This is a genomic window from Gemmiger formicilis (genome assembly GCF_900167555.1).
Classification (GTDB): Bacteria; Bacillota; Clostridia; order Oscillospirales; family Ruminococcaceae; genus Gemmiger; species Gemmiger formicilis.
The window spans coordinates 129,460-154,727 of record NZ_FUYF01000002.1 but is presented as its reverse complement, the minus strand read 5'-3'; the positions used below and the strand labels follow the sequence as shown (position 1 = coordinate 154,727).

At 62.7% G+C, this 25,268-nt stretch carries 20 protein-coding genes; 12 read left to right on the top strand and 8 right to left on the bottom strand.

From position 1 onward, the window contains the following. The first annotated feature begins 115 nt into the window (after nucleotides 1–115). The 7 genes from neuB to B5D32_RS02325 all read left to right on the top strand — a co-directional run bounded on the left by neuB (nucleotide 116) and on the right by B5D32_RS02325 (nucleotide 7,069). The gene (gene neuB / locus B5D32_RS02360; protein ID WP_078783488.1) at nucleotides 116–1,111 is read left to right on the top strand and encodes an N-acetylneuraminate synthase; all 996 of its coding nucleotides are present in this window, start codon (nucleotides 116–118) and stop codon (nucleotides 1,109–1,111) included. A gap of 535 nt (nucleotides 1,112–1,646) precedes the next feature. Further along, nucleotides 1,647–2,834, top strand: a complete 1,188-nt coding sequence (gene neuC / locus B5D32_RS02350; RefSeq protein ID WP_078783486.1) for a UDP-N-acetylglucosamine 2-epimerase — start codon at nucleotides 1,647–1,649, stop codon at nucleotides 2,832–2,834. After that, entirely contained in the window at nucleotides 2,831–3,808 is a 978-nt protein-coding gene (locus B5D32_RS02345; RefSeq protein WP_078783485.1) for a Gfo/Idh/MocA family protein, read from the top strand. Before neuC ends, B5D32_RS02345 begins: the two co-directional genes overlap by 4 nt. 313 nt (nucleotides 3,809–4,121) lie before the next feature. After that, nucleotides 4,122–5,075: a Gfo/Idh/MocA family protein gene (locus tag B5D32_RS02340; protein WP_078783484.1), complete on the top strand. Its 954-nt coding sequence runs from the start codon at nucleotides 4,122–4,124 to the stop codon at nucleotides 5,073–5,075. Continuing rightward, entirely contained in the window at nucleotides 5,072–5,833 is a 762-nt protein-coding gene (locus tag B5D32_RS02335; RefSeq protein WP_078783483.1) for an acylneuraminate cytidylyltransferase family protein, read from the top strand. The genes B5D32_RS02340 and B5D32_RS02335 overlap by 4 nt, the downstream gene beginning before the upstream one ends. Next, nucleotides 5,826–6,599 (top strand): threonine/serine exporter family protein, encoded by a 774-nt coding sequence (locus B5D32_RS02330; RefSeq protein ID WP_242943384.1) that lies wholly within the window; start codon nucleotides 5,826–5,828, stop codon nucleotides 6,597–6,599. The genes B5D32_RS02335 and B5D32_RS02330 overlap by 8 nt, the downstream gene beginning before the upstream one ends. Continuing rightward, entirely contained in the window at nucleotides 6,599–7,069 is a 471-nt protein-coding gene (locus tag B5D32_RS02325; protein WP_078783481.1) for a threonine/serine exporter family protein, read from the top strand. Before B5D32_RS02330 ends, B5D32_RS02325 begins: the two co-directional genes overlap by 1 nt. A 138-nt stretch (nucleotides 7,070–7,207) precedes the next feature. Here B5D32_RS02325 and B5D32_RS02320 read toward each other — a convergent pair whose 3' ends face one another. From B5D32_RS02320 to B5D32_RS02290, 7 genes are all read right to left on the bottom strand, one after another. Further along, nucleotides 7,208–8,404, bottom strand: coding sequence for a hypothetical protein (locus B5D32_RS02320; protein WP_078783480.1), 1,197 nt, complete (start codon nucleotides 8,402–8,404; stop codon nucleotides 7,208–7,210). A 223-nt stretch (nucleotides 8,405–8,627) separates the two neighbouring features. Continuing rightward, the gene (locus B5D32_RS02315; RefSeq protein ID WP_078783479.1) at nucleotides 8,628–10,388 is read right to left on the bottom strand and encodes a hypothetical protein; all 1,761 of its coding nucleotides are present in this window, start codon (nucleotides 10,386–10,388) and stop codon (nucleotides 8,628–8,630) included. 3 nt (nucleotides 10,389–10,391) lie between these two features. Then, nucleotides 10,392–12,176 (bottom strand): DUF6311 domain-containing protein, encoded by a 1,785-nt coding sequence (locus B5D32_RS02310; protein WP_078783478.1) that lies wholly within the window; start codon nucleotides 12,174–12,176, stop codon nucleotides 10,392–10,394. A gap of 303 nt (nucleotides 12,177–12,479) precedes the next feature. After that, nucleotides 12,480–13,220 carry an ABC transporter ATP-binding protein gene (locus B5D32_RS02305; protein WP_078783477.1) on the bottom strand — a complete coding sequence of 247 codons (741 nt, stop codon included), beginning with the start codon at nucleotides 13,218–13,220 and terminating at the stop codon, nucleotides 12,480–12,482. A gap of 10 nt (nucleotides 13,221–13,230) precedes the next feature. Then, complete coding sequence (locus tag B5D32_RS02300; protein ID WP_078783476.1) at nucleotides 13,231–14,028, bottom strand: ABC transporter permease; 798 nt, start codon at nucleotides 14,026–14,028, stop codon at nucleotides 13,231–13,233. Between the two features lie 180 nt (nucleotides 14,029–14,208). Then, on the bottom strand, nucleotides 14,209–15,450 hold the full coding sequence (locus B5D32_RS02295) for a 5-bromo-4-chloroindolyl phosphate hydrolysis family protein (RefSeq protein ID WP_159446964.1): 1,242 nt from the start codon (nucleotides 15,448–15,450) through the stop codon (nucleotides 14,209–14,211). 485 nt (nucleotides 15,451–15,935) lie between these two features. Next, nucleotides 15,936–17,063 (bottom strand): GDSL-type esterase/lipase family protein, encoded by a 1,128-nt coding sequence (locus B5D32_RS02290; RefSeq protein ID WP_078783474.1) that lies wholly within the window; start codon nucleotides 17,061–17,063, stop codon nucleotides 15,936–15,938. Between the two features lie 259 nt (nucleotides 17,064–17,322). Here B5D32_RS02290 and B5D32_RS02285 point away from each other — a divergent pair, with 259 nt between their 5' ends. Beyond that, nucleotides 17,323–18,984 (top strand): glutamine--tRNA ligase/YqeY domain fusion protein, encoded by a 1,662-nt coding sequence (locus B5D32_RS02285; RefSeq protein WP_078783473.1) that lies wholly within the window; start codon nucleotides 17,323–17,325, stop codon nucleotides 18,982–18,984. Nucleotides 18,985–19,244: 260 nt separating this feature from the next. On the opposite strand, the gene B5D32_RS02280 is transcribed toward B5D32_RS02285, so the two are convergent. Then, complete coding sequence (locus B5D32_RS02280) at nucleotides 19,245–20,618, bottom strand: MATE family efflux transporter (RefSeq protein WP_078783472.1); 1,374 nt, start codon at nucleotides 20,616–20,618, stop codon at nucleotides 19,245–19,247. A gap of 76 nt (nucleotides 20,619–20,694) precedes the next feature. Between B5D32_RS02280 and B5D32_RS02275 the strand changes: the two genes are divergently transcribed. The 4 genes from B5D32_RS02275 (at nucleotide 20,695) to B5D32_RS02260 (ending at nucleotide 25,264) form a co-directional block, all read left to right on the top strand. Next, nucleotides 20,695–21,594, top strand: a complete 900-nt coding sequence (locus tag B5D32_RS02275; RefSeq protein WP_159446963.1) for a leucine-rich repeat protein — start codon at nucleotides 20,695–20,697, stop codon at nucleotides 21,592–21,594. Between the two features lie 246 nt (nucleotides 21,595–21,840). Further along, complete coding sequence (locus B5D32_RS02270) at nucleotides 21,841–23,112, top strand: vWA domain-containing protein (protein WP_242943383.1); 1,272 nt, start codon at nucleotides 21,841–21,843, stop codon at nucleotides 23,110–23,112. 3 nt (nucleotides 23,113–23,115) lie between these two features. Beyond that, nucleotides 23,116–24,651 (top strand): ATP-binding protein, encoded by a 1,536-nt coding sequence (locus B5D32_RS02265; protein ID WP_078783469.1) that lies wholly within the window; start codon nucleotides 23,116–23,118, stop codon nucleotides 24,649–24,651. Between the two features lie 343 nt (nucleotides 24,652–24,994). Beyond that, on the top strand, nucleotides 24,995–25,264 hold the full coding sequence (locus B5D32_RS02260; protein ID WP_078783468.1) for an ACT domain-containing protein: 270 nt from the start codon (nucleotides 24,995–24,997) through the stop codon (nucleotides 25,262–25,264). Nucleotides 25,265–25,268: the final 4 nt, after the last annotated feature.

Below are 25,268 nucleotides of genomic sequence, written 5' to 3'. Positions count from 1 at the left end.
GGAGTTAGGAGTGAGGAATGAGGAGTGGCACATAAAACGGAGCTTTCAGCTGAAACCAAAAACTCCTCACTCCTAACTTCTCACTCCTCACTATAAAAACCGGAGGTTTTTACCTATGCCTGTAACGATCATAGCTGAGGCCGGGGTCAACCACAACGGCAGTCTGGAAATGGCCAAGGAGATGGCCCGCGTTGCCAAAGAATGCGGCGCGGACATTGTAAAATATCAGACCGCCGTGCCCGAGCTGGTGGTCAGCAAATTTGCCGAGAAGGCCGAGTACCAGAAGCAGACCACCGATGCCGCCGAGAGCCAGCTGGAGATGATCCGCAAGCTGCATTTCTCGTTTGAGGCGCATAAAGAATTAAAGGAATACTGCGATTCCATCGGCATCCAGTATTTAAGCGCGCCGTTTGACGTGCCGAGCGTGAAGTTCCTGGGCACGCTGGGTCTGCCGCTTTTAAAAATCCCCTCCGGCGAGATCACGAACCTGCCGTATCTCGAGGCCATGGCCGCGCAGAAAACGCCGGTGCTGCTCTCCACGGGCATGAGCACACTGGACGAGATCACCGACGCGCTGGGCGTGCTGGATGACGGCGGCTGCCCCGAGGTGACGATTTTGCACTGCAACACGCAGTACCCGACGCCCTACGAGGATGCGAACCTGACCGCCATGATCGAGCTGTACGACCAGTTTGGTCTGCCGGTGGGGCTGTCCGACCATACGCCCGGCTGGGAATGCGACGTAGCCGCGACGGTTTTGGGCGCGCAGGTCATTGAAAAGCACTTTACGCTGGACAAATCCCTGCCCGGCCCCGACCAGAAGGCCAGCCTGGACCCCGCCGAGTTTGCGGCGATGGTGCTGGCCGTGCGCCACGCAGAAGCCGCCCTCGGCGACGGCCACAAGCACCTGACCGCCAGCGAAGCCCCCAACAAAGCCATTGCCCGCAAGAGCATTGTGGCCGCCCGGGAAATCAAAGCGGGTGAGGTTTTCACCGAGGAAAATCTCACCACCAAGCGCCCGGGGGATGGGATTTCGCCCATGCGCTGGCATGAGATTTTAGGCCAGACCGCGAAACGCGATTTTGCCGAGGATGAGAAGATCGAGGTGTGAGGAACGCCTTGCCGGGAGGGATAAATCCCCCCTACAACAGGCAAAAGGGTAGTGGCAAAGGCGCTGTAGGGGGCGGCGTCCCCGACGCCCCGCGGAGGGGTCACCCCTCTCCCTGCAAACCAATTTAAAAGGGGTACGTAGGGCGGCCTGCCCCCAGGCCGCCGCGGGAGTTAGTGGGTGAATGCCCGTTGATGGGCGGCCACGCAAGGCCCGTCGGAATCCCCCAGTCCGCTAACGCGGCCAGCCCCCTTTGACAAGGGGGCCTCTACCTCACCCCTGCGGGGGTTCGGGGGAACTCCCGAATTTTAAAACGGAGCAGAGGGCGCGGGCGTTAAGCGCGAACAGTAATACTGCGTTCGCGTAGCCCGCGCACTCTGCGACCTCCGCTTTGGGAATCCAAGGGGCGTGCAGCCCCTTGGTCGCGGGTCCGCTGCGTCGAAACAGCGGCAGTTTTCTTTGCGAGCTTTCTTTTGCTGCCAAAAGAAAGCGACCTTCCGGGAGACTGCCGTTAAAAAAGAAAGCGAGAAGCATAACCATGCGTACCATCACCGTCGTTACCGCCACGCGGGCGGAATATGGCCTGCTGCGCCCGGTGGTGCAGAAAATCGCGGCGTCCGATGTGCTGGACTTGCAGCTCGTCGTGACCGGGGCGCATCTCTGCCCGCGTCTGGGCGAGACCGTGCATGAAATCGAAGCCGACGGCCTGCCCATCGCGGCAAGACTGCCGATCTTCACCGACAACGCCGATGAGCCTGTCGCCAAAACCATCGCACGCACGATGGAAATTTTCGACAACCACTTTGCCGCCCACCGCCCGGACGCCGTGCTGCTGCTGGGGGACCGGTTTGAGATCTTCGCCGTGGCCGCTGCGGCAGCGGCGCGGCATATCCCGATTGCCCATATCTCGGGCGGTGACGTGACCTTGGGCGCGGCGGACGAATACTACCGCCACTGCATCAGCAAAATGGCGGCGGTACACTTTCCGTCCTGCGCCGACAGCGCCGCGCGGCTTGTGCGGATGGGCGAAGCGCCCGACACCGTGTTCTGCGTCGGCGGGCTGGGGGATGAAAACATCCGCACTCTGCCCAAAATGAGCCGTGAGGAATTGTGCAAATCGACTGGGTTTGACCTCATGCAGCCCTTCGCGCTCGTGACCTACCACCCCGAGACCGCCCCCGACGCAGGCTCCCCCGCTGTGCAGGTGCAGGCGCTGTGTGACGCTATGGCCGCCGTGGACGGCGTGTTCTGGCTCATCACCGGGTCGAACGCCGACGCGGGCGGGCAGGTCTGCACCGCCATGATGCAGACGTTCGCCGCCGCCCACCCGGACCGCGCCGGATTTGTGCAGAGCCTCGGTCTGCGGCGCTACCTCTCCGCCATGGACTGCGCGGCGCTCGTGGCGGGCAACTCGTCGTCCGGTGTCGTCGAGACGCCCACCTTTAAGGTGCCGACGGTCAACATCGGCAGACGGCAGGCCGGGCGCACCATCTGCGCGAACGTGCTCTGCTGCGACGCCGACGAGCCGGCCATCGAGGCCGCGCTGCGCAGGGCGCTGTCCCCGGCGTTTGCCCCCGTGGCGGCCGGCGCCGTCAGCCCGTATAACGGCGGCGAGACCAGCGAAAAAATCTGCGCTGTGCTGGCAAAATTTGATTTTGCAAGACCTAAAATCTTTTATGACGGCCCTGTGCCGGAATTTGACCCGCAAAGGAGCGTTTTGGTATGAAACTTCTCATCGTCGGTTTAGGCAGCATGGGCAAACGCCGCGCCCGGCTGACCAAAGGCATTGACGCGGCTATTCAGATCGTCGGCGTGGACACCGCCGAGAGCCGCCGCGACGAGGCCCTCCGGCTGGGTCTGGCGGACGCAGCCTATGCCGCCATCGGCGAGGCCGTCGCCGCCGAGCACCCCGACGCCGCGCTGGTCTGCACCGCGCCGCTGGCCCACGCGGCGGTCATCGGCGAGCTGCTGGACAACGACCTGCCCGTCTTTACCGAGCTGAATCTGGTCAGTGACGGCTACCGGGAGAATATGGCCAAGGCTGCGGCCAAAAAACTACCGCTGTTTTTGTCCTCCACGATGCTGTACCGCCGCGAGACACAGTATATTAAACAGCAGGTCGCGGAATTTGGCAAGCCCGTACACTACATCTACCACATCGGGCAGTATCTGCCCGACTGGCACCCGTGGGAGAATTATAAAAATTTCTTCGTCGGCAACGCCCGCACCGGCGGCGTGCGCGAGATCTTCGGCATCGACCTGCCGTGGCTGCTGGACGCCTTCGGCGACGTGGAGAGCGTGACCGTGCAGAAGGACACGATCAGCGACTTAGGGCTCCCCTACCCCGACTGCGTGACGCTGCTGCTGCGCCACAAGGGCGGCGTGCAGGGTGTGCTGGCTGCCGACGTCGTCAGCCGCAAGGCCGTGCGCAGCTTTGAGTGCTTCGGGGACGGCATCCACCTGTTCTGGGAGGGCAACCCCAAGGCGCTGTACGAGTTCAAGGACGGCGACAAGCGGTTTGTCAACACCTACGCCAGCTTTGAGCACGACAGCCGCTACAGCGACAACGTTGTAGAAAACGCCTATGTGGACGAGCTGACGAACTTTTTTGGCGTGCTGAAGGGCGACGAGCAGCCGAAGTGGAGCTTTGAAAAGGACCTGAAGGCAATTGAGCTGATGGACTTTATTGAAAGTCACTAAAGCCTCCTCCGCTTGCGGGGGAGGTGGCCCGCAGGGCCGGAGGGAGAGAACCTTGCCATAGCCCGTAAAATTTCGGATAGCCGCAGGGTTCTCTCCCCCACCGCCTGCGGGCGGAGCCCCCTCGCAGAGGGGGCCAGGAAAAGCTACGTGCGGCAGCCTCTGGGGTTCCGAGTCGATGCAGGCATCGACCCCTACAGCGTAGGGGCGGATTCCATATCCGCCCGGGCACCTTGCGGTTGCCGCAAGCCCCGCGGGAGGCATAAATGCCTCCCCACAAACCTGCCGTAAACTTGTTATAAAAAGGGGACCTCCTATGCGTACCATCACCGCGCTGTTCGTGGGGCTGGGCTCCATCGGGACGCGCCATTTAAAAAATCTGACCAACCTCTGTGCGGACCGGGGCTGGACTTTACAGGCCGACGCACTGCGCAGCGACCTGTCCCGCCCGCTGCGGGACGGCGTGGCCGCGCTGCTGCACGCCCAGTACACCGATTTGGCCGACGCGCCCGCACACTATGACATGGTGTTCATCACGAACCCCACAAGCCTGCACGCCGACGCTCTGACCCGGGTCAGGGGCCGCGGTGGGGCACTTTTCATCGAAAAACCGATTTTTTCCGCCGACCAGACCGGACTGGATCTGGCCGACTGCCTGCCCGCGGGGCAAAAGGCCTATGTGGCCGCGCCCATGCGGTGGTGCGGCGTCATGCTGGCGCTCAAGGATCGGCTGCCCGGTCTGCACCCCTACTGCGCGCGGGTCATCTGTTCAAGCTATCTGCCCGACTGGCGGCCCGGCGTGGACTACCGCACTGTCTACAGTGCCCACAAGGCGATGGGCGGCGGCGTGACGATTGACCTCATCCACGAATGGGACTACCTCGTCGAGCTGTTCGGCGTGCCTGAAAAGCTGTACAATTTCAAGGGCACCTACTCCGACCTCGAAATCGACTCCGACGATTTGTCGGTGTATATCGCCAGATACCCCACATTGCTGGCCGAGGTGCATCTCGATTACTTTGGCCGCGGATACCGGCGCAGCATCGAGCTTTTCTGCCATGACGGCAGCTATCTGGCCGACTTTGGCGCGGGCACGCTGACCCTGCCGGACGGCACCGTGCAGCACTATGAGGAGGACGTCAACCGCCGCTATGAGCGGGAGATGGAATATTTTGTGGACTACGCGCTGACGGGCAGCGGCGAGAGCTGCAACCCGCCCGCGCTGGCACTGAACGTGCTGAAACTTACCTTGGGGGAGAACGTACAATGAAAAGACTGCTCATTACAATTTGCGGCCGTGCCGGCAGCAAGGGCTTTAAAAACAAGAACCTGAAAAATTTCTGCGGCAAGCCGTTGGTTTACTATTCGCTGAGCGCCGCGGAGCTGTTCATTAAAAAGCACCCGGAGCTGGAAATCGACGTTGCGCTGAACACCGACAGCGAGGACCTGGCCAGACTGGTGGCCGCCGAGTACCCGGAGGTCATCTACCTGCCCCGCGGGGCCGAGCTGGGCGGGGACCGCGTGCCGAAGGTCGAGGTCTACAAGGACAGCTTTGCCCGCATGGAGGCGCGCACCGGCAAACAGTACGATGCTATGATCGATCTGGACATCACCAGCCCCCTGCGCACCGAGCAGGACATCGAGAACGCCTTTGCCAAAGCGCAGGAGCGCGAGGACCTGCAAATCATTTTCAGCGTCTGCGAGGCCCGCCGCAATCCGTGGTTCAATATGTTCAAGATCGTGGGCGACCACGCCGAGATGGTCATCGAGAGCCAGTTCACGGGCCGTCAGCAGGCACCCGAGGTATACGACGTCAATGCGTCGATTTACGTCATCCGCCGCGCGTTCCTTGTGGACAACCCCGACCCGATTTTGTGGCACTCCAAGTTCGGCGTCAGCGTTATGATGGACACCGGCATCATCGACATCGACTCCGAGCATGACTACCTGCTCATGGAGGCCATCGCGCAGCATCTGTACGCCCATTACCCGGAATTCAGCGCTGTGCGGGAGAATATCCGTGGCTGATGCACTGTTTGACCGTGCGCTGGAGCTGGTCATGGACGCGGGCCAGACGCTGCTGGAAAACGGCGGCGAGGTGTTCCGCGCGCAGCAGACCATGGAGATCATGGCCGCCAGCCTCGGTGTGCGGGACTTCCATGTCTATGTTCTGACCAACGGCATCTTTGCGTCGGCGCACCTGCCGGGGCGGGATGCCGTCTCGCTGGTGCGGCACGTGCCCACCGTGTCGGTCCATCTGGGCCGCGTCGAGGCCGTGAACGAGCTTTCCCGTGAGCTGGCCGCCGGCAGGCTGGGCGTCGTCGAGGCCGAAGCACGGCTGAACACGGCCCGCACGCTGCCGCGCAGCACACCGCAGCTGGAAATTCTGGCCTGCGTTGTCGGGGCAGCGGGGTTCGCGTACCTGTTCGGCGGCACGCTGGCAGACATGCCGGTGGCCGCGGTGGCGGGCCTGCTGGAGGCGCTCGTCTGCCAGCAGTTTGCGAGGCACGGCATCAACCGGATATTCACCGACATTGTGGCGGCGTTTTGCGGCACGATCTGGGCCATTGCGGTGCAGACCGTCGTGCCCGCCGTCAACGCCAACGCGGCGATCATCGGCGCGCTGATGGTGCTGACCCCCGGCGTTGCCCTGACGATGGGTGTGCGGGATATTCTGAACGGCGATTACCTGTCCGGCTCCATCCGCCTGCTGGATGCCCTGCTGATTGCGGGCAGCATTGCGGGCGGCGTGGTGCTGGGCTGGATCATGGCCCGTGGATTGGGGGTGGCGTGATGCCGATCTGGACGCATTATTTTGCCCATTTTATGGTGGCCGTCATTGCAACGATCAGCTTTGGCATCACATTCCAGATGCCGCGGCGGCACTACCTGGCCTGCGGCCTGACCGGCGCGGTGGGCTGGATGGTCTACATCTTCTGCGTGGAGCTGTTCGCGTTAAGCCCGGCGATTGCGACGCTGGTCGCCACGCTGCCGCTGACCGGCTGCGCGCGGTTCTTTGCCATCCGCCACAAGGCCCCGGTGACGATTTTTCTGCTGCCGGGCATCTTTCCGCTTGTGCCGGGCGCGGGCATCTACTACACGGCCTACTACTTTTTGCAGGGCGAGCAGGAGCTTTTCGCCAGCAAAGGCGGCGAGACCTTCAAGGTCGCGCTGGCCCTGGCGCTGGGCATTGCGCTGGTGTGCAGTCTGCCGCTGCCGTTGCCTGGCCGGGTCGATGACGAGCATCGCCCCCCTCCATCGTAGGGGCGGATTCCATATCCGCCCGCGGGCGTTACTCATTGCCGCACACAGCCACGGGCGCATATAGAATGCGCCCCTACGGGTTGAAGCTGACAACATACAAAAGCCGCAGATGCGTTTTTGCACCTGCGGCTTATTTTTTTACCACAAATTATACGTCAGGATCGGCACGTTATAGCTTACGCCCTGCAAAAGCATGGCTAAGAAGCAGACGCCGCTGACGATGTGCCACGCCAGCGCGGCGGCGCAGACGGCCAGCCGCCAGCGGGGCACGGCCCCGGTGCGCGTCTGCTGCAAAAAGACGCTGACGGACTCGAGCCAGAACACCCAGAAGCAGATGAACGGCCCCCACCAGAGGTTGGCGTGATAGAGCCGCTCACCGCTTTCGACCAGCAGCAGCGCCTCGGCCAGCGAGAAGGTGAAGGTGAAAAGGCTGAACCGGTAGCGGAAGCGCTGCCACGCCGCGCGGCCCAGCAGCAGCCCCACTGCCGCCACAAAGACGAAGGACCGCGCCAGCCCCAGCACGCCGGCCTCGTTGAACGGCCCCCACAGCATACGGTGGTGGTCAAACGGGACGGTGAAAATCAGGCGTATGCCGGAGCCTTCCTCGGCAAACAGGACGTTGGCCTGGATAAAGCAGAGCGCTACACCGGGGAAAACGCTGCACCCCATGATGATCTCATTTTTCAGGTTTTTGGCGTGGGTGCGCACAAAATCGGCAATCAGCAGCACGAGCAGCGCCGGGGCGAATGCAAAGATCAGGCTGGCCTTGAAGCTGGTCGCCACGGTCAGCAGCACCGTGTAGACCGCGTAGGCGCGCAGATCCAGGTCATCGCGCATCGTCGGCCAGACACGGTAAAAGGCCAGCATCGCCAGCAGTGCAAAGGGCGCGAGCATAATATACGTTGTGTTGTGATAAATCGTGCCGCCGACAGTGCCCTGGTACCAGTAGCCGCCGCGGGGCATCCAGACCGCCGTGGCAAGGTTGACCACCAGACTGACCAGCAGCCGCGCCGGGCGCGGGGCATCGGGCAGGGCAGTGCGCAGGCCGCAGGCGAACACGGCGACGGCGGCCAGATGGAACGCCGCCAGCAGCACGGCAATGCCGATGCGCCCGGCCAGTGCATACGCCGGGCCGATGAGCAGCGACACGGTGGAGTAGACCATGCCGCGCTGCGCGAAGGCCAGGTGCATACCAAGGTCGGAGGTATAGGGGTCGCTGCCGCCGCCGGGGGAGCAAAGCTGCTGGTAGTGCAGCCAGACCATGGCCGCAGCAAATGCCGCCAGCGCCGCAAGGCAGACCGCCCACAGCAGGCGGCGGGATTTATTTTGTGCCAAGGGCGGCACCTCCTTGAATTGATAGAGTACGCAGGGGCCGCATAGCTGCGGCCCGCGGCGGGAAGATGGACGGGCTTTTGCGGGAGGGCAGCGGGCCGGGCATGCCCGGCCCCTACGGGGTGGCAGTCCAACAGGCTTTGCACTTCCGCAAGCGGGCACGGCGGCCTGTGGGCAGGCCGCCCTACAGGCCCCGATTTGCGTTATGCGTAGGGCGGGGTGCCCCCTAATGAGCGGCCAGCTGGATGCTGTCCGCGAGAATTTCGCCGTCCAGCGTGATCATGGTGCCGTTCTTGTCGGGGTAGACCTCTCTGCGCACTTCCTCGCCGTCGGCGGTTGTGTAATAGAGCACATCATAGAGGAAGGTGCCCGCGGGCAGCCAGACCTCGACATCTGTCAGCACATCCGGGTCTGCCCCGTGGCCAAGGCCGCACCAGGCAATGTCGTAGTGCCTGCCCTGCCCCAGCGTGAACCCGACGCGGTACACTGCCTCGTCGTCGGCGTGGTCCTCGGTGCGCCAGACCTGCAGGGCGTGGGCATCGGCGTCCAGATCGCCGTAGCGCAGGAAGAAGGCGTTCTCCGCGACCTCATGGCCGCCCCAGATCATGTAATCGGTCACCACCGGCGTGTCGCCGCAGTCGGCGGCCAGGCCCGCGGCGACGCCGTCGCCAAAGACCGTGTAGGCGCGCCCGCCCTGGTCGTAGGCTGAGCGGGTCGCGGCGCGCTGCCAGACCACCGACCCGGCCATGCAGACGGCCAGCAGACCGTAGAGCACCGCGCGGCCCCCGGGCCGCCAGCTCTTGCCGCGCGCCCGGCGCAGCAGCATCACCAGCACGGCCAGCGCCATTAAACCGACGCCGAAGCTCTCCACAGTCTGGGGAATGTAGCCGTGCCGCCAGTCCACCTGACCGGGCTGCTGGTACTTGGGCGAAAGCCCGATCAGCAGTGCCGGGGCGGACAGCATGGCAAGGCCGCTTAAAAACAGCAGCAGATTTTGCTTTTTGTTCGGCAGCTTATCCAGCGCCGCCAGCGCGGCCACTGCCGCACCGGCCACCATGACGCCGCACAGCACGTCCACGGGATATATTTTCCCGGGGCGCATCTTGCCGAACAGCATCGCGTTCAGCGGGAAGCCCGCCGACATCTGCATGGCCCAGGTGCGCAGGATGGCGGGCAGGTCAAAGTTCGGGGAGATGCCCTCGATCTGGGAGACGCTGCCCTCGAGAATGCCCGCGGCCCGCAGCGTGTTCACGAGCCGTGCGCCCATATTGAAGGCCAGCGTCACGCACTCGCCCAGCAGCGCCGGGATGCTTAACCGCAGCGCGTCGCGGGCCTTGTCGGTGTAGAGCCACGCCAGACCAAAAATCGGGACGATATAGGTAAAGCCGATCTCAAACGTGGCGCAGCACTGGAACATACAGTAGCCCGCCAGCACGGCCCACCGCTTGTGGCCGGTGTCCTGCCAGCGCAGCACGGCCAGCCCGGCGACGAGCGCGGGCAGCAGCGTGCTTTGCACCAGTGCGCCGTAGGAGTAGAGGCTGTTGCCCGTGGAGTCCTGCCAGACGCTGAACATCATCGGCAGCAGGCAGAGGCAGGCAATGCCCAGCTTTTTGTTGCGGGACGCCTTGCCGACGAGCCACGCCGTCAGCACAATGTCCGCGTAGGTCCACGCCAGAATGTAGAGCCGGTAGCCGACCAGATCCCCCAGGAACCAGCTCGTCAGGCCGCGCACCGGCGGCGACGAGAAGGGCCGGAACCGCCCGTTCTGCAGGCTGAACTGCGCCCACAAATCGCCAAGGTAGTCCAGCACGCTCTGGCCAAACGTGGTGTGCGTAATATAATAGTAGTTCTGCAGGTTGATAAGCTCATCGTCGCCGCCCAGCGGTGCGCAGGTCACAATGCTTAAATACCACCAGCCGAACACGACGGACACCGCGCAGACCAGCGGCCAGAACCATCGCTTTTTCGTTATTTTTTGCAGTTTCATGCGTTACTCCTGCCCCAGCGGGATGTAGCAGAGCAGCCCGCTTCCGCTGTGGATGACATCCTCCGGGCCGCAGCCGGCGGCCTCGGTCAGGGCGGCCAGCGTCGATTGCTGCTCGTCCTCGGGGTAGCCGTCCAGATCCAGATAGATGCCGGTCATACCCTGTGTGCGCAGCTCGGCCACCATGGCGTCCGGCTCCAGCTCGCTCGTCTCGCGGTACCAGAGGTCATTCTTCGTGCCGTAGCCCGCGCCGTAGGTGAATTTCAGCGTCTTGCTGTGCAGCGGGCCGCGCAGCAGCGTGTAATCCCACATATTGTTCAGCGAGCCGTTCTCAAAGTTCTTCATGTACGGCAGCGTGAAAAGCATCGCGCCGTCCCCTGCCGCGGCCTCGACCTCGTTCATGAAGGCCGCGTCCTGATACCACTTGTCCTGAATCTCCTCGTACTCAGGCCGAAAGAAGCCCTGCTGCTCCCAGTAGCCGCAGCCCAGCAGCAGGATGGCCACAGCCGCCAGCGCCTTGCGGCTGCGCCCGGTGTACCGGGTCAGCTGTTTTTCAAGAGCCAGGCCGACAGCCAGCAGCGCGAAGAACGCAATGTACGGGCTGATGCGGTTGTACCCGCGGATGAACCGCACAAAGATGCCGATGATGCCGCCGAAGCCGGCAATCGTCGCCAGCAGCAGCGCCATGACGTTGAGGCGGCTCAGCAGCCAGAGACGGTCCCCCAACTCGGGGCGTTCGGTGCGGCCCGCCTTCCAGTCCCGGCTGTGCAGCAGCATGAGCAGCAGCGCGAGGAAGCCGAAAATGCCCACAATGCCGAGGTAGCCGTAGGCGTTCTCGTTGTACATCGGGCCTTCGTCGGTGGCCAGAACGTGGAAGTAGCGGCCCATCCAGTTGGCGAGCTTCTGCAGGCCGAAGCCGTTGGGCGACAGCAGCAGGCTGCTGATGCGCAGGCTGTAGATGTCCGCGCCGACGGGGCTGCGGTAGACGCCGTTGGTCAGCGTGCTGCCCTGTCCGTTCAGGATGCCCAGCACCATCGGGAAGAAGTCGGGGATCATCCAGGCGACGATCTCGGCAATCGTGACAACGCAGGACGTGCCCGCGCGCCACCTGCGGTCCCGCAAAATCAGGCAGAGCGCCGTGACGCAGAGGAAGAAGCAGGTGAAATACGGGTAGTAAGCCGCGCCGTTGTTGGCGATCCCCCACGCCATGGCCAGCGCCAGCCAGTTGCGCTTGTTTTTGAAGAAGGCCCTGCCCGGGCGGTTGAACTGTTCATCCTCGGCGCACCAGAGACAGAGCAGCACCGAGAACGGCACAAACTCGCAGGCAGCCAGCATCATGTGCCCGGCCATGCGCTGCTGGACGTAGGGCGTCAGGCCAAACGTCAGACCGAACGCAAAGCTCAGCCAGCGGCGCAGCCCGACCGTGCGGAACACCGCGTACCCCGCCAGCGCGTTGGCAAACGGGATGACGAGGACATACAGGTTGAACACCGTGCCGGTGTCCTTGGTGAACAGACCGACGAGCCAGACAAAGATGTCGTAGATCAGATCATAGTTCGGGTCGTATCTGCCCGCGACCTCATAGAACGGCCAGCCGAGGGAGCCGGACAGCTCGCCGTAGCTGCGCTGCACCTGACCGACCCAGTAGATGCCGTCGCCGCCGTAGAACATCGGCACATGCCAGTCCAGCCGCCACAGCTGGAAGAACCAGTATTCCGTGGCCGCCACCGCCGCCAGCAGCAGGATAACGGTCAGGATTTCCCGTGTAAGGTTTTGTTTTTTGGTCAGCATGGGGTCTCCTTTGTGTTGCTTACTTGGGCTGGGATGCCTTCCCCCTTGGGGGAAGGTCAGCGTGTCGAAAGACCTCCCTCTGCGAGACAGACTCCCCCGATACGGGGGAGGTGGCGCTTGCGCCAGAGGGGGAGCGGTGCCCCGAAGGGGCGGAGGGAGAGAACCTTGCCATAGCCAGAAATATTTCGGGCAACCGCACAGTTCTCTCCCCCACCGCCTGAGGGCGGAGCCCCCTCGCAGAGGGGGCCAAGGGGTGAGCACACCTTTTTCGACAGTCTGAGCCTTCCCCCTCGGGGGAAGCCTTTACTCGCCCCGCTCCATCGCGGCTACATAGGCGTTGCAGACCTCCTCCGCGGGGCCGTCGCCGCGCAGGTGGCCGTGGTCGATCCAGATGGCGCGCTTGCACAGCTGCTTGACCTGATTGATGTCGTGGCTGACGAACAGCAGCGTTGTGCCGCCGGAGAGCATCTGCTCCATCCGCTGGTGGCACTTCTGCTGGAACATAAAGTCACCGACGGACAAAATCTCGTCGCAGGCCAGAATGTCGGCCCGGACCTCTGTCGCAATCGAAAAGCCCAGCCGCGCGATCATGCCGCTTGAATAGTTTTTCACCGGCACATCGACAAAATCCCACAATTCGGCAAAGTCGATGATGTTCTGGAAATGCTCCTGCATGTAGGCGCGGTCATGGCCGAGCACCGCACCGTTCAGAAAGACGTTCTCCCGCGCGGTCAGGTCCAGGTCAAAGCCCGCGCCCAGCTCGATCAGGGGCGCGATCTCGCCGTTGACGGTCACGCTGCCCGTCGTGGGGTACATAACGCCGGCAATCAGCTTCAGCATCGTGCTCTTGCCGCTGCCATTGCGGCCAATCAGCGCCACCGACTCGCCGGGCTCAATTTTGAACGAAATGTCCCGCAGTGCGTAAAATTCGTTGAAAAACAGCTGATGCTTCAGCAGCTTGACGGTGTATTCCTTGAGGGTCTCGGTTTTCTCCTGCGCGAGGTTGAAACGCATCGAGACATCCTCCACCTGAATGATGGACATGAAAAGCTCCTTACAGATACAGAATGAAGTTGCGCTGCAGCTTGCGGAACGCAGCGAGGCCGACGCCCATCATGACCACGGCACTGCCGACGCAGGCGATCCAGGTGTTGGGGCCGGGCAACGTGCCGTACATGACAAGGCACCGCATACAGTTGATGTAATGGTACAGCGGGTTCAGCTTGATGACGGGCACCATGAAGGGCGGCAGCGCCGAGATGGGATAAAACAGCGGTGTAGCGTACATCCAAGCCATCGTCAGGATACCGTACAGGTATTGCAGGTCGCGGAAGTAGACCGCCAGCGCCGAAAGCAGCACGGCCATGCCGCAGCAGAACGCCAGCAGCAGCAAAAGCGGTGCCCAGACGAGCAGAATCGTCCAGTAGAACGGCGAGCGGGTGATAAGCATGACCAGCAGGATGGCCGCCAGGCTGAACAGCAGGTTCACAAAGCTGGACACCACGCGGCTGATGGGAAAGATGAACTTGGGCACGTATACTTTTTTGATAAGCGACGCATTGCCCAGCACACTGCCCATGCCCATGTTCGTGCTCTCGTTGAAGAAGTTGAACAAGGTGTTGCCGCAGATGAGATACAGCGGGAAGTTCGGGATGTCGAACCGGAACATGTAGGAGAAAACGAGCGTTTGCAGCAGCATCATGAGCAGCGGGTTTAAAATGCTCCACATATAGCCCAGCACACTGCGGCGGTATTTGACCTTGAGGTCGCGGGTGACCAGCTCGCGGATGAGCGGGCGGTACTTGGAAAAATTGTGCCAGCTGTTATGCAGCTGACCTGTGGATTTTTGCATGGGGTGTTGGCTCCTTTGGAATGATTGAGCCTCCCTTGTCAAAGGGAGGTGCCGAGCGTAAGCGAGGCGGAGGGATTCCTGCCCGGCTGCGGGTGTAACAGCGTATACGGCAAGGCCCGTCGGAATCCCTCCGGCCGCCTGCGGCGTCCACCTCCCTTTGACAAGGGAGGCTTTTCTTTCTCACAGCTTAAACGGTGCATCGTCAGTCAGGCCGTCGGCGCGCAGCATGTTCTGCATAACGTCGATGTCGGTGCTGACGTCGAGGGCGTCGCTGGCAAACAGGCGGTCCAGCTGGTTTTCAAACGCTTTGACCAGCGTGTCCATCGTCTGCTCAATGCGGTGCTTGGACTCCGAGATATTCTCGCCCTCGATGCCCTGCTTGTCAAGCTCGGCGTAGGTATTGAGCAGCTTTAACGACGTAGGCAGGTAATAATCCATAAATTTGCGCATCTGGGGCAGCTTGTCGGGGTCGGTGCGGGCCTGCTCAAAAATCTTGGCGGACACGGCCTCCAGACGGCTGATCTTGTCGGTCATCTCCTCGTCGGGGATGGCGTCATTGACGCGGCGCAGCTCGTCGAGGATCTTCTGGTACTGGTCGGCCTCGGGCATCGGGTCAGCCTTCTGCGGCTTCGGCGCGGGGGCCGGGGCGGGCGTCGGCTCGGGCGGGCGCTCCTTGACGACAAGGCATTTGCGGTGCATATCCAGATAGGCACCCGGGCCGAACAGTCCCTCGTCGATGCAGTTTTCCAGATGCTTGCAGCATTTTTCATAGCTGCACGGGATGGCGTCGGCGATGTCCTGAATGTACATATATTTCGCATCACCGACAATATTGTCGATTTTCTTGCGCATACGGCGGGTGGTGCGGATGTGATTGGCGCCGAACAGGCAGCCGATACCGCCGGTGAGCGACATCAGCATCGGCATCGAATCCTCGACCAGCCAGGTCCAATAGCTGCCGCCCTCCGTCAGGGCCTCGGGCAGCCAGTAGATGGCGTCGGGCAGCGCCGCCAGCGCGCAGATAAGCAGCAGCACGCCCGCCACCGTCAGGCCGGTGGCCAGCGCCGCGCCCTTGAGCTTTTTGCCTGCCGCCCGTACCTGCGCCTGCTGCGGAGCCGCATGGGGGGCTGCCGCCTTCGGCTGCGGTTGGGCGGGGGTATCGTAGATGGGGTGGAACTCGGCATTGTACACCGGCCTTGCACCGGATGCCGTGCGGTCCCGGGTCGCCTCGCGGGCCTTTTGCTCAAAGCCGCCGAGCCTGCCGTTTTTCATGGCGGCGTTCAGGCCGATAAACACCAGACCCAGCGGCCACCACACCACAAACGCAATGACAATGGCCCACCACGGGAACTGGAACGGCCCGTCCCCGGCGTGGTATTCGTTTTTGTTGGTATATTTCGGATTTTCATGATCGTTGGGCATGGGTGAGGCTCCTTTGGTGAGGCGGCGAAAATGGCCCGGAGGGTTGGCTGTAACGGAAGTGGCGTGGGAGGGATGAATCCCTCCCCTACACATGGCGGAAGGTTTGCGGTGAATGTTGTAGGGGGCGGCGTCCTCGACGCCCCGCGGAGGGGTCAAGACCCCTCCCTACGATGCAAAAGACACATGGGCAGTAATGGCAAGGTGGCGGGCCGGGCATGCCCGGCCCCTACGGACTGCTGTTTCCGGCAGCGGGGGTTCGGGGGAACACCCGAATTCCAAATCGGAGCAGAGGGCGCGGGCGTTAAGCGCGAACAGTAATACTGCGTTCGCGTAGCCCGCGCCCTCTGCGACCTCCTCTTTGGGGTTCCTAGGGGCGTGCAGCCCCTAGGTCGCGGGTCCGCTGCGTCGAAACAGCGGCAATTTTCTTTGGTTCTTTCTTTTGTTGGCAAAAGAAAGAACAACCTTCCGGGAGGCTGCCGTTCATCTTAAGGCAGATCACTCAGCAGCCCCTTCATATCCTCGCTTAAATAGTAGGTGCTCCCGGCCTGATAGGGGTTGTCCTTGCTGTAGGGCACATGGGTGCAGAGATAGCTGACCCACCTGCTGTAGCCGGAGACCGTCAGATGCACGCCGTCGGGCTGGGAGAACTCCGTCGAGAGATACCCGGCGTCGTCAGCAAACTCGGCGCTGAGGTCAAGATAATAGCACCCGCGCTCGGCACAAAGCTGCTGAATGGCCGCGTTGATGACCGCCAGACGGTCCGGGGCCAGACCCGGCAGACTGTCGGCGACCTTCTCCTGCGTGGCGGGCAGGACCGACTGCACATAGAACACCGTGTTCGGCAGGGCGGTGCGCAGGTCGTCCAGCATTTTGCCGTAGTACGCCAAAAAGCTGTCATCGTTGCCGGGCTGGACCAGGGCGTTCGTGCCAATCAGGATGTACAGCTTCGCGGGCTGGGCCGCAGCCAGAACGTCCAGCGGCACCTCCTCGCCGCGGTCCGGGCTGGTGACGGTGGCGCGGTTGACGACGGTGTTCGGGCTGATGCCCTCATAGCCGCAGACCAGCGCACCCCCCACATCAATGTTGTATTCGTTCACGCAGAAACCCGCGGTCAGCGAATCGCCGAGGAAGGCGGCATCCGCAAACCAGCTGGTGTCCACGCGGCCAAACGCCGGCAGCGCGGCGGGGGCGGCGGGCAGCGCCGTGTAGGTATAGCCCGTGTCGGCGCTCTGGCGCTGCGGGCCGACGGTGCCCCAGTTCAGGGGCTGTGCCGTGCCTGTGCTGCCGTTGCTGCCCGCGTAGGGCACGGGGGCCACAAGGCGCGTGTTGGCGGGGGCATCGGAGGTGAGCGGCGCGTCCGCACCCTTAGCGGGCAGCAGCGCCGTGATGACGCCCGACACGACCAGAATGCCGCACGCCGTACCGATCAGCGCCAGCTGACGGAGTCTGCGGCGCTTTGCCCGCGCGCGGCGGGCGGCGGCGCGGCGCTGCTCCTGCGTGGAGGTACGGCGCGGCTGCGGCTGCGGCTGGTCGGGCACCGCCCAGCCATTCTCCACATGGTACTGTATATTTGTGCGCGGGCGGTGGGGCCCGCGGTCATTCGGGGTCGGCATGGCACAGCCCCCTTTCGTTAGGATTTGTTAGGATTTGTAAGAACGGCAAATCTTAGGCATTGTAAATCAGTATTGATTATAGCACAAACCTTTTATAAATAACAGTAGGTGCAGGCAAGTTTTTACCTCTTGCTAAATGATATAAACCTATGTATAATAGTAAGATAATCAAAGCTAGCGTACCTATAGCCTTGCAGCGGGTCGATGCAGGCATCGGCCCCTGCAACAACGTGACGCTTACTAATTTTGGGGTGTAATCATGGCAGACGAAAAATTTTCCAACTTTCTGACGGATATTATCGATGCCGACCTCGCCGAGGGCAAGGTCGATGTCGTGCATACCCGTTTCCCGCCGGAGCCGAACGGCTACCTGCATATCGGCTCCGCCAAGGCGATCTTCATCAACTACACGATCGCCAAACACTACGGCGGCCTGTTCAACCTGCGCTTTGACGACACGAACCCCGCCCGCGAGGGTGACGAGTACGTGCAGAGCATCCTGCAGGACCTGAAATGGCTGGGTGCCGAGCCGAACGGCGGCATTTTCTACGGCAGCGACTATTTTGAGCGCTGCTATGAGTACGCCGAGCAGCTCATCAAGGAGGGCAAGGCCTACGTGGATGACCTGACCCGCGAGGAAATGCAGGAGTACCGCGGCAACGACGCCGGCAAGCCCAGCCGCCCGAGCCCCTACCGTGACCGCACGCCGGAGGAGAACCTCGACCTGTTCCGCCGTATGCGCGCGGGTGAGTTTGCCGACGGCGAAAAAACGCTGCGCGCCAAGATCGACCTGGCCAGCCCGAACATGAACATGCGCGACCCGACCATCTACCGCATCAAGCATGTCGAGCATCACCGCCAGGGCGACAAGTGGTGCATCTACCCGATGTACGACTTTGCGCACCCCATTCAGGACGCCATTGAGGGCATCACCTTCAGCCTGTGCAGCCTTGAGTTTGAGAACCACCGCCCGCTGTATGAGTGGGTCATCACGAACCTGTTCGGCAAAGAATTCCCGAAGCAGCGCGAGTTTGCCCGCCTGAACGTGACGAACACCGTCATGAGCAAGCGTTACCTGCGCGAGCTGGTCGAGAAGAACATCGTGGACGGCTGGGACGACCCCCGTATGCCGACCCTGTCCGGCCTGCGCCGCCGCGGCTACACGCCGACGAGCATCTTCACCTTCGTGAAAGAGGCCGGCATCTCCAAGGCTGACAACCTCGTGGATATGCGCCAGCTGGAGGCCGTGCTGCGCGCCGAGCTGGAGCTGAACGCCCAGCGCCGCGTGGCCGTGCTGGAGCCTGTCAAGCTGATCATCGACAACTATCCCGCCGACCAGTGCGAGTATTTTGACCTGCCCAACAACCCGAACCGCGACGCCAACGACACGACGACCCGCAAGGTCGCCTTCACGAAGGAGCTGTGGATCGAGAACAGCGACTTCTTTGAGGTGCCGCCGCCGAAATTCAAGCGCCTGACGCTTGGCAGCGAGGTTCGCCTGATGGGTGCGTATCTGGTGCGCTGCACCGGCGTGGACAAGGACGAGAACGGCAAGGTCGTGGCCATCCACGCCGAGGCCGACCTCGAGACCCGCAACGGCAACCCCGCCGATGGCCGCAAGGTACGCGGCACGATCCACTGGGTCAGCTGCGCCCACTGCCTGGACGCCGAGGTCGAGCTGTATGATAAGCTGTTCACCGAGGCCAACATGAACAGCATCCCCGACGATGCGGATTTCAAGGATTACCTGAACCCCGACAGCGTCAAGGTGCTGCAGGGCGCCAAGCTCGAGGAGAGCCTGAAGGATGCCAAGCCCGGTGACCGCTTCCAGTTCGTGCGCAACGGGTATTTTACCCCGGACAGCAAGCATGAGGGCGTGTACAATCGAATCGTCACGCTGAAGGACAGCTTTAAGCTGTAATTTGCAAAAAATGACCCCCATCGGATGTTGCTCCGATGGGGGTTTTGCTGTAGGGGGCGGCGTCCCCGACGCCCCGCGGCAGGGTGAGGTCATCCCGCCCTACGTATTGTTTGTAAGGGGGATGTAGGGCGGCCTGCCCTCAGGCCGCCGCGGAGGGGTCAAGACCCCTCCCTACAAAGCCATCCTTAAAGGGGCGGCAACGCAAGCCTGCGGGCCGGGCATGCCCGGCCCCTACAGGGGCGGCGGCAATTTACGCGGCATCACCCTGCCTGCTTCTTCTCCCACTTCTCCGCGCACCGCTGCATCCAGCCGCCCTTGACGTAGTACAGAATAAACAGCGCGGACGCGAGGGACCAGGTGATGGGATAGCTCATCTCCACCGTGGCGACCTCGTGGCGGATGGGCACGGCGATGAACAGCCAGAGCATCCGCAGACCGCAGACAAAGAACACGGTGATCAGCGTCGGCACGCGGACATCGCCGCAGCCGCGCAGCGCACCGGCCAGTACCTCAATACATACGTAGGTGATGTAGACCGGCGTCAGAACGTGCATCATGCCGACACCGACGGCGACCACCGCGTCGTCCTGGCTGAACAGGCGGAACAGCACCTCCGCCAGATTGTAAAATGTAAAGCTGATGACCAGCGTCGTACACGCGGCCATTGCCAGACAGACCCGCACGCCGCGGCGCACGCGGTCATACTGCCGTGCGCCGAAGTTCTGCCCCGCAAACGTCGTGATGGCGATGCCCAGCGAGTTGATCGTCATCCAGAACAAAAAATCGATCTTGCCGTAGACGCCCCACGCCGCAATCGTGCTGGTGCCGAAGCTGTTCATGCTGCTCTGGATGAACATATTGCTGATGTTGTACATGGCGCTTTGGGCGGCGGCGGGCACGCCGATGGTGCAGATGGCCGCGAAAACGTCTCCGTGCAGCCGCAGCTTTTCGGTGCGGATGTGCCACGGCATCCCCTGAGAGCCGACGATGCAGCGCAGCGTCAGCACCGCGCTGGCCACCTGACTGAGCACCGTCGCCAGCGCCGCGCCCATGACGCCCCAGCCGAACACCGCAATGAACACGACGTCCAGCACAATGTTGACGAGCGACGCCGCGATCAGAAAGTACAGCGGACGCTTGGAATCGCCGATGGCACGCAGGATATTGGTGCCCATGTTGTAGAGCATCTGCGGGATCATGCCCAGAAAGTAGATGCGCAGATACAGCGCTGCGTCGGGCAAAATCTCGTCCGGCGTGCCCAGCAGACGCATTATCGGCGCGGCGGTCACAAGGCCCAGCACGGTCAGCAGTGCGCCAACGGCAATGCTCAGCACCAGCGCCGTGTGCACCTGCCTGTCCACGGCATCGGGGTCATGTGCGCCCCAGCTCTGGGCAATGACGACGCCCGCGCCGCTGCAAAGCCCGACGAACAGGCCCACCAGCAGGTTGACGAAGGGCCCTGTTGCGCCCACCGCGGCCAGCGCGTTTGTGCCCACAAAGTTACCGACGATCAGGGTGTCCGCCGTGTTGTACAGCTGCTGGAACAGCGTGCCGAACCAGATGGGCAGAAAGAACAGGAGCAGCTGTTTGGGGATGCTGCCCGTCAGAATATCCGTTTGTTTGACGCTTTTCATAGAATTTCTCTCACTTTTCTGTTTCTCGCAACCACATTTTATGCTATAATGGCCCTAATGTAAAGAGGTGATTTTTGTGGGTCTTTATTGGGAGCCCTGTCCCGGCGGTGCGCGGCTGCTGCGGCTGCTGGGCGATACCCCCTGCCCCGCCGTGCCGGGCACAATTGAGGGGCTGCCCGTTGCGGAGCTGGGGCCGTACTGCTTTGCGGACAAGCCGGTCAGGCCCGGGGCCCGGCGCACCGGGGACGACGTGCATGAGATCACCGGCAATTTTGTGGAGGAGGTCACCCTGCCCGACACCGTGCGGGTGCTGGACAGCGCGGCGTTTTACAACTGCCGCAGGCTGCGCCGGGTCACGCTGGGACCCGGGGTCGAGGGGTTTGGCAGCGATTTATTTACGAACTGCCGCCAATTGCAGACCTTCCGTCTGCGGGCTGCCGCCGATGCCCCGACGGGCTTAAAAAAGCTGCTGGGGGCCGTCAGCGCGGACATTACGGTGAAATTGGACGGTGCGCAGCTGTTTTACCCCGAGTATTCGGAGTTTCTGGACGAGAACACGCCCGCGCATATCTTCAACCACAGCATTGAGGGCGAGGGCTACCGGATGCGGCAGTGCTTCACGCCCGGCGGCGCGGTGGATTACGCCGCGTTTGATGCGTCGTTTGCACAGGCCTGCGTCGGCGAGAGTGAGGACAAGCTCTGCCGATTAGCACTCGGGCGGCTTGTGCAGCCGTTTGGACTGGGTGACGACGCCCGCGCGGACTACGAGCTTTACCTGACCGCCCACCCGGAGGCAGCGTTCCGGCGTGCTATTGATGACCGGGACGAGGCCGCTCTGCGGCTGCTGGTGGGGCTGAGTCTGCCGACAGCAGACGCCGCGGTCTATTGCGCCCGCGTCGGGTGGAGTGCCGGGGCGGCGGTGCTGTTAGGCAGGGCCAAGCGAGCGAAAAAAACGTATGATTTTGACGATTTGTAGACCATAAGCGGGTGGCAGCGCAAGGCCCGTCAAAGCCCCTCAGGCCGGGCAGGCGCGGGCAAAGCCCGCGAGGAAAGCCTCCCCATCAGGGGAGGTGGCCGCAAAGCAGGCCGGAGGGGTTCAGCCCGTTGCCGGGCAGCCACGTAAGCCCGCGGGCCGGGCATGCCCGGCCCCTACATACAGTCATGGAAGAAGGTGTCCACTATAGCCAAACACATCCAAACCCAATCGGAATGGGAACAGACGATGGCCCGCCGGGTCATGGAGCAGCTGCGGGGGGAACTGTACCTTGACCAGCGCTACTTAACGGCGGCGCTCGGTGCGCTGCCCGCGGCCCCGCAGGAAAGCGGCGGCAGCTTTGCCACCGACGGCGGGGCACTCTACTACCCCACCGCATGGCTGCTGGACACCTACCGCAGGAACCGGCGGTACCTGCCCCGGGCCTACCTGCACAGCCTGTTCCACTGCATCTTCCGGCATCTCTGGCTGCGGGACAGGCGCGACCCCGACCTGTGGGGGCTGGCCTGTGACATCGCCGTGGAGGCCACGCTGGACACCCTGAACACTCCCGCCACGAAGCGCCCCGTCGGCTGGGTGCGGCAGCAATGTTACACACAGCTGCGCGAAAAGTGCAAATTTTTAGCGGCAGGCCCCATCTACCGCGTCTTAGCACAGACCGACGCGGAGACCTTAAACAAGTGGCAGCGGGAATTTTACACCGACAGCCACCGCCTCTGGCCCGCTGACCCGGACAGCCCCGCCGCCCAGATGCGCGGCAAACAGTGGGAGAACCTGGGCCGCCAGACGGAGCTGAGCATGGAGGAAAGCGGCCGGCGCGCCGGGCAGGACACTGCCGCGCAAGCCCTGCAGGCGCAGGTGCAGGCCGGGCGCAGCCGCCGCACCTACCGGGATTTTCTGCGCCGGTTCGCCGTCTGGCATGAGGAGCCGCACCTCGACCCCGAGGAATTCGACCTTGGCTTTTACAGCTACGGCCTGCGCACCTACGGCAACCTGCCGCTGATAGAGCCGCTGGAAAGCCGCGAGGTGAAGAAAATACGCGACTTCGTCATTGTGGTGGACACCAGCGAATCCACGGCGGGCGAGCTGGTCAAGGCGTTCTTAAAAGAGACGTTCACCTTATTAAAAAGTCAGGACAGCTTTTTCCGGCAGTGCCGCATTTTGGTCATGCAGGCGGACAACGCTGTGCGGGATGAGGTCTGGCTGAACGATCTGGACGCACTGGACCGCTATACGGCGCAGTTCACGCTGGTGGGCGGCGGCGGAACGGACTTCCGCCCCGCGTTTGCCCGCATTGCGCAGCTGCGGCAGGACGGTGCGCTGCGGGACCTGCAGGGCGTGCTGTATTTTACCGACGGCAAGGGCATCTACCCCGCCAAACGCCCGCCGTTTGAGACGGCGTTCCTGTTTTTAGAGGACGGCACCCCGCCGCCCGACGTGCCGCCCTGGGCCATGCGCCTGGTCTTGCAGCCCGAAGAATTTGACCCGAAAGGACGATGAACCATGGATATTCAACGTGCCAAAGAGGAAATCAAGCGCGCCGTGCAGGCGTACCTTGCCACGGACGACATTGGCCGTCCGCTGATTCCCGCCGTGCGGCAGCGCCCCATTCTGCTGATGGGCCCGCCGGGCGTCGGCAAGACCCAGATCATGGAGCAGATCGCGCAGGAGTGCGACATTGCGCTGGTGGCCTACACCATCACCCACCACACCCGCCAGAGCGCCGTCGGACTGCCGTTCATCCGGGAGCGGAACTACGGCGGACGCACCCGCAGCGTGACCGAGTACACGATGAGCGAGATCATCGCCAGCGTTTACGCCGCCATGGAGCGCACCGGCAAGAAAAACGGCATCCTGTTCATCGACGAGATCAACTGCGTCAGCGAGACGCTGGCCCCCACGATGCTGCAATTTTTGCAGTGCAAGACCTTCGGCAACCAGGCTGTGCCGGGCGGCTGGGTCATTGTGGCCGCGGGCAATCCGCCGGAGTACAACAAGAGCGTGCGGGAGTTTGACCTTGTCACGCTGGACCGCGTGCGGCGTATCGACATTGAGCCGAAGCTGAGCGTCTGGCAGGACTACGCCCGCGCCCACCGGCTGCACCCCGCCGTGACGGCCTACTTGGAGCTGCGCCCGCAGCATTTTTACAAAATCGAAAACGATGTGGACGGCGTGCAGTTCGTGACCGCCCGCGGGTGGGAGGATCTGTCTGCCTATTTACAGGCTGCGGACAGGCTGGCGCTGCCCGTGGACGAGGGGGTCATCGGGCAGTACCTGCGCCACCCCGAGGTCGCGCGGGATTTTGCGGCCTACTGGGTGCTCTACCGCAAGTACCACGAGGATTACGGCGTCGAGGATATTTTGCAGGGCAAGCCCTATGACGCCGTCATTGCACGGGCGATGGACGCGAGCTTTGACGAGCGCATCAGTCTGGTCAGTCTTCTGCTGGCGGGCCTGAACACCCGCTTTGCCGACGCCCGCGCCACGGGTGCGGTGACGGATGCCTGCTACCAGCAGCTGCGCAGCTTCAAGCGGACGCTGTCCCAGCAGCCCGACGCCGACCCTGCCGACCTGTTTGCCGAGCGGTGCGACGCCTACCGCGCCAAGCTGGAGGCCGACAAGACCGCCGGGGCGCTGCTGCCCGACGAGGCCGCGGCCCGCACCCGCACGCTGGCGCTGCTGACCGCGTGGAGCCGCAGCCTTGACAACGGTCTGGACGCCGACGAGGCGTTTGACACGGTGCGCGGCGCGTTCAACACCCAGGTGCAGCGCCGCGAGGAAGCGGTCTCCGCCGCCAGCAACGCGCTGGAATTTGCCTTTGACTTTATGGAGCAGGCGTTCGAGGACGGGCAGGAGATGGTCGTCTTCGTCAACGAGCTGGCACTCGGCCCCGACTCCGCGCCGTTTCTGGCCGAAAACGACTGCGAGCGGTTTGAGCAGTACAGCGAGAAGCTGCTTCTCCACGGCGGCGAGGATGAGCTGCTGGCGGAATTGCAGCGGGATGATGTGCGGGCGGAGGAGCATTCGGCGGAGTTTTGATGTTCACGATGCCCTGTAGGGGCCGGGCATGCCCGGCCCGCGCGTGAAAGGCAAGCGTTCGTCCGCCGTACAGTTGCGGGCCGCACATGTGCGGCCCCTACAAAGCGGCAGCTTGTTGGCTGTTCGCCTAAAAGCCGCGGACGTGACCGCCGCCGTCAGGTTCCGCGGGCGGATATGGAATCCGCCCCTACGGAACTACGGTAGGGGGCGGCGTCCCCGACGCCTCGCAGGCAGCTGCCCGCTCAAAAAGTATTACTTCTCATTATATTCTTTACTCTTTTGCGGAATTTTGTTATAATGGCAGTATTCCGTTTATCATCGGACATTTTGAGGGGGTCATTTTATGAAAGCAGTCATCACGGTCATCGGGCAGGACACGGTGGGTGTCGTTGCCAAGGTCAGCGCGGTGTGCGCCGAGCTGAACATCAACATTGAGGACGTTTCCCAGTCCATCATGCAGGATATGTTCTGCATGATCATGCTGGTCGATCTGAGCAAGGCGAACGCCGGGGCCGCTGAGGTCCGGGACCGCTTTGCGGCATTGGGCAAAGAGATGAAGATGCAGGTCACCGTGACCCGGCAGGAAGTCTTTGATGCCATGCACACCATTTAAGGGG

Excerpts from the sequence above, each read along its gene's own strand:
- B5D32_RS02300 (WP_078783476.1), bottom strand. The coding sequence starts at position 14,028 with ATGCAAAAATCCACAGGTCAGCTGCATAACAGCTGGCACAATTTTTCC.
- B5D32_RS02325 (WP_078783481.1), top strand. The coding sequence starts at position 6,599 with ATGCCGATCTGGACGCATTATTTTGCCCATTTTATGGTGGCCGTCATT.
- neuB (WP_078783488.1), top strand. The coding sequence starts at position 116 with ATGCCTGTAACGATCATAGCTGAGGCCGGGGTCAACCACAACGGCAGT.
- B5D32_RS02335 (WP_078783483.1), top strand. The coding sequence starts at position 5,072 with ATGAAAAGACTGCTCATTACAATTTGCGGCCGTGCCGGCAGCAAGGGC.
- B5D32_RS02345 (WP_078783485.1), top strand. The coding sequence starts at position 2,831 with ATGAAACTTCTCATCGTCGGTTTAGGCAGCATGGGCAAACGCCGCGCC.
- B5D32_RS02280 (WP_078783472.1), bottom strand. The coding sequence starts at position 20,618 with ATGAAAAGCGTCAAACAAACGGATATTCTGACGGGCAGCATCCCCAAA.
- B5D32_RS02295 (WP_159446964.1), bottom strand. The coding sequence starts at position 15,450 with ATGCCCAACGATCATGAAAATCCGAAATATACCAACAAAAACGAATAC.
- B5D32_RS02265 (WP_078783469.1), top strand. The coding sequence starts at position 23,116 with ATGGATATTCAACGTGCCAAAGAGGAAATCAAGCGCGCCGTGCAGGCG.
- B5D32_RS02290 (WP_078783474.1), bottom strand. The coding sequence starts at position 17,063 with ATGCCGACCCCGAATGACCGCGGGCCCCACCGCCCGCGCACAAATATA.
- B5D32_RS02310 (WP_078783478.1), bottom strand. The coding sequence starts at position 12,176 with ATGCTGACCAAAAAACAAAACCTTACACGGGAAATCCTGACCGTTATC.
- B5D32_RS02305 (WP_078783477.1), bottom strand. The coding sequence starts at position 13,220 with ATGTCCATCATTCAGGTGGAGGATGTCTCGATGCGTTTCAACCTCGCG.
- neuC (WP_078783486.1), top strand. The coding sequence starts at position 1,647 with ATGCGTACCATCACCGTCGTTACCGCCACGCGGGCGGAATATGGCCTG.
- B5D32_RS02315 (WP_078783479.1), bottom strand. The coding sequence starts at position 10,388 with ATGAAACTGCAAAAAATAACGAAAAAGCGATGGTTCTGGCCGCTGGTC.
- B5D32_RS02270 (WP_242943383.1), top strand. The coding sequence starts at position 21,841 with ATGGCCCGCCGGGTCATGGAGCAGCTGCGGGGGGAACTGTACCTTGAC.
- B5D32_RS02340 (WP_078783484.1), top strand. The coding sequence starts at position 4,122 with ATGCGTACCATCACCGCGCTGTTCGTGGGGCTGGGCTCCATCGGGACG.
- B5D32_RS02260 (WP_078783468.1), top strand. The coding sequence starts at position 24,995 with ATGAAAGCAGTCATCACGGTCATCGGGCAGGACACGGTGGGTGTCGTT.
- B5D32_RS02285 (WP_078783473.1), top strand. The coding sequence starts at position 17,323 with ATGGCAGACGAAAAATTTTCCAACTTTCTGACGGATATTATCGATGCC.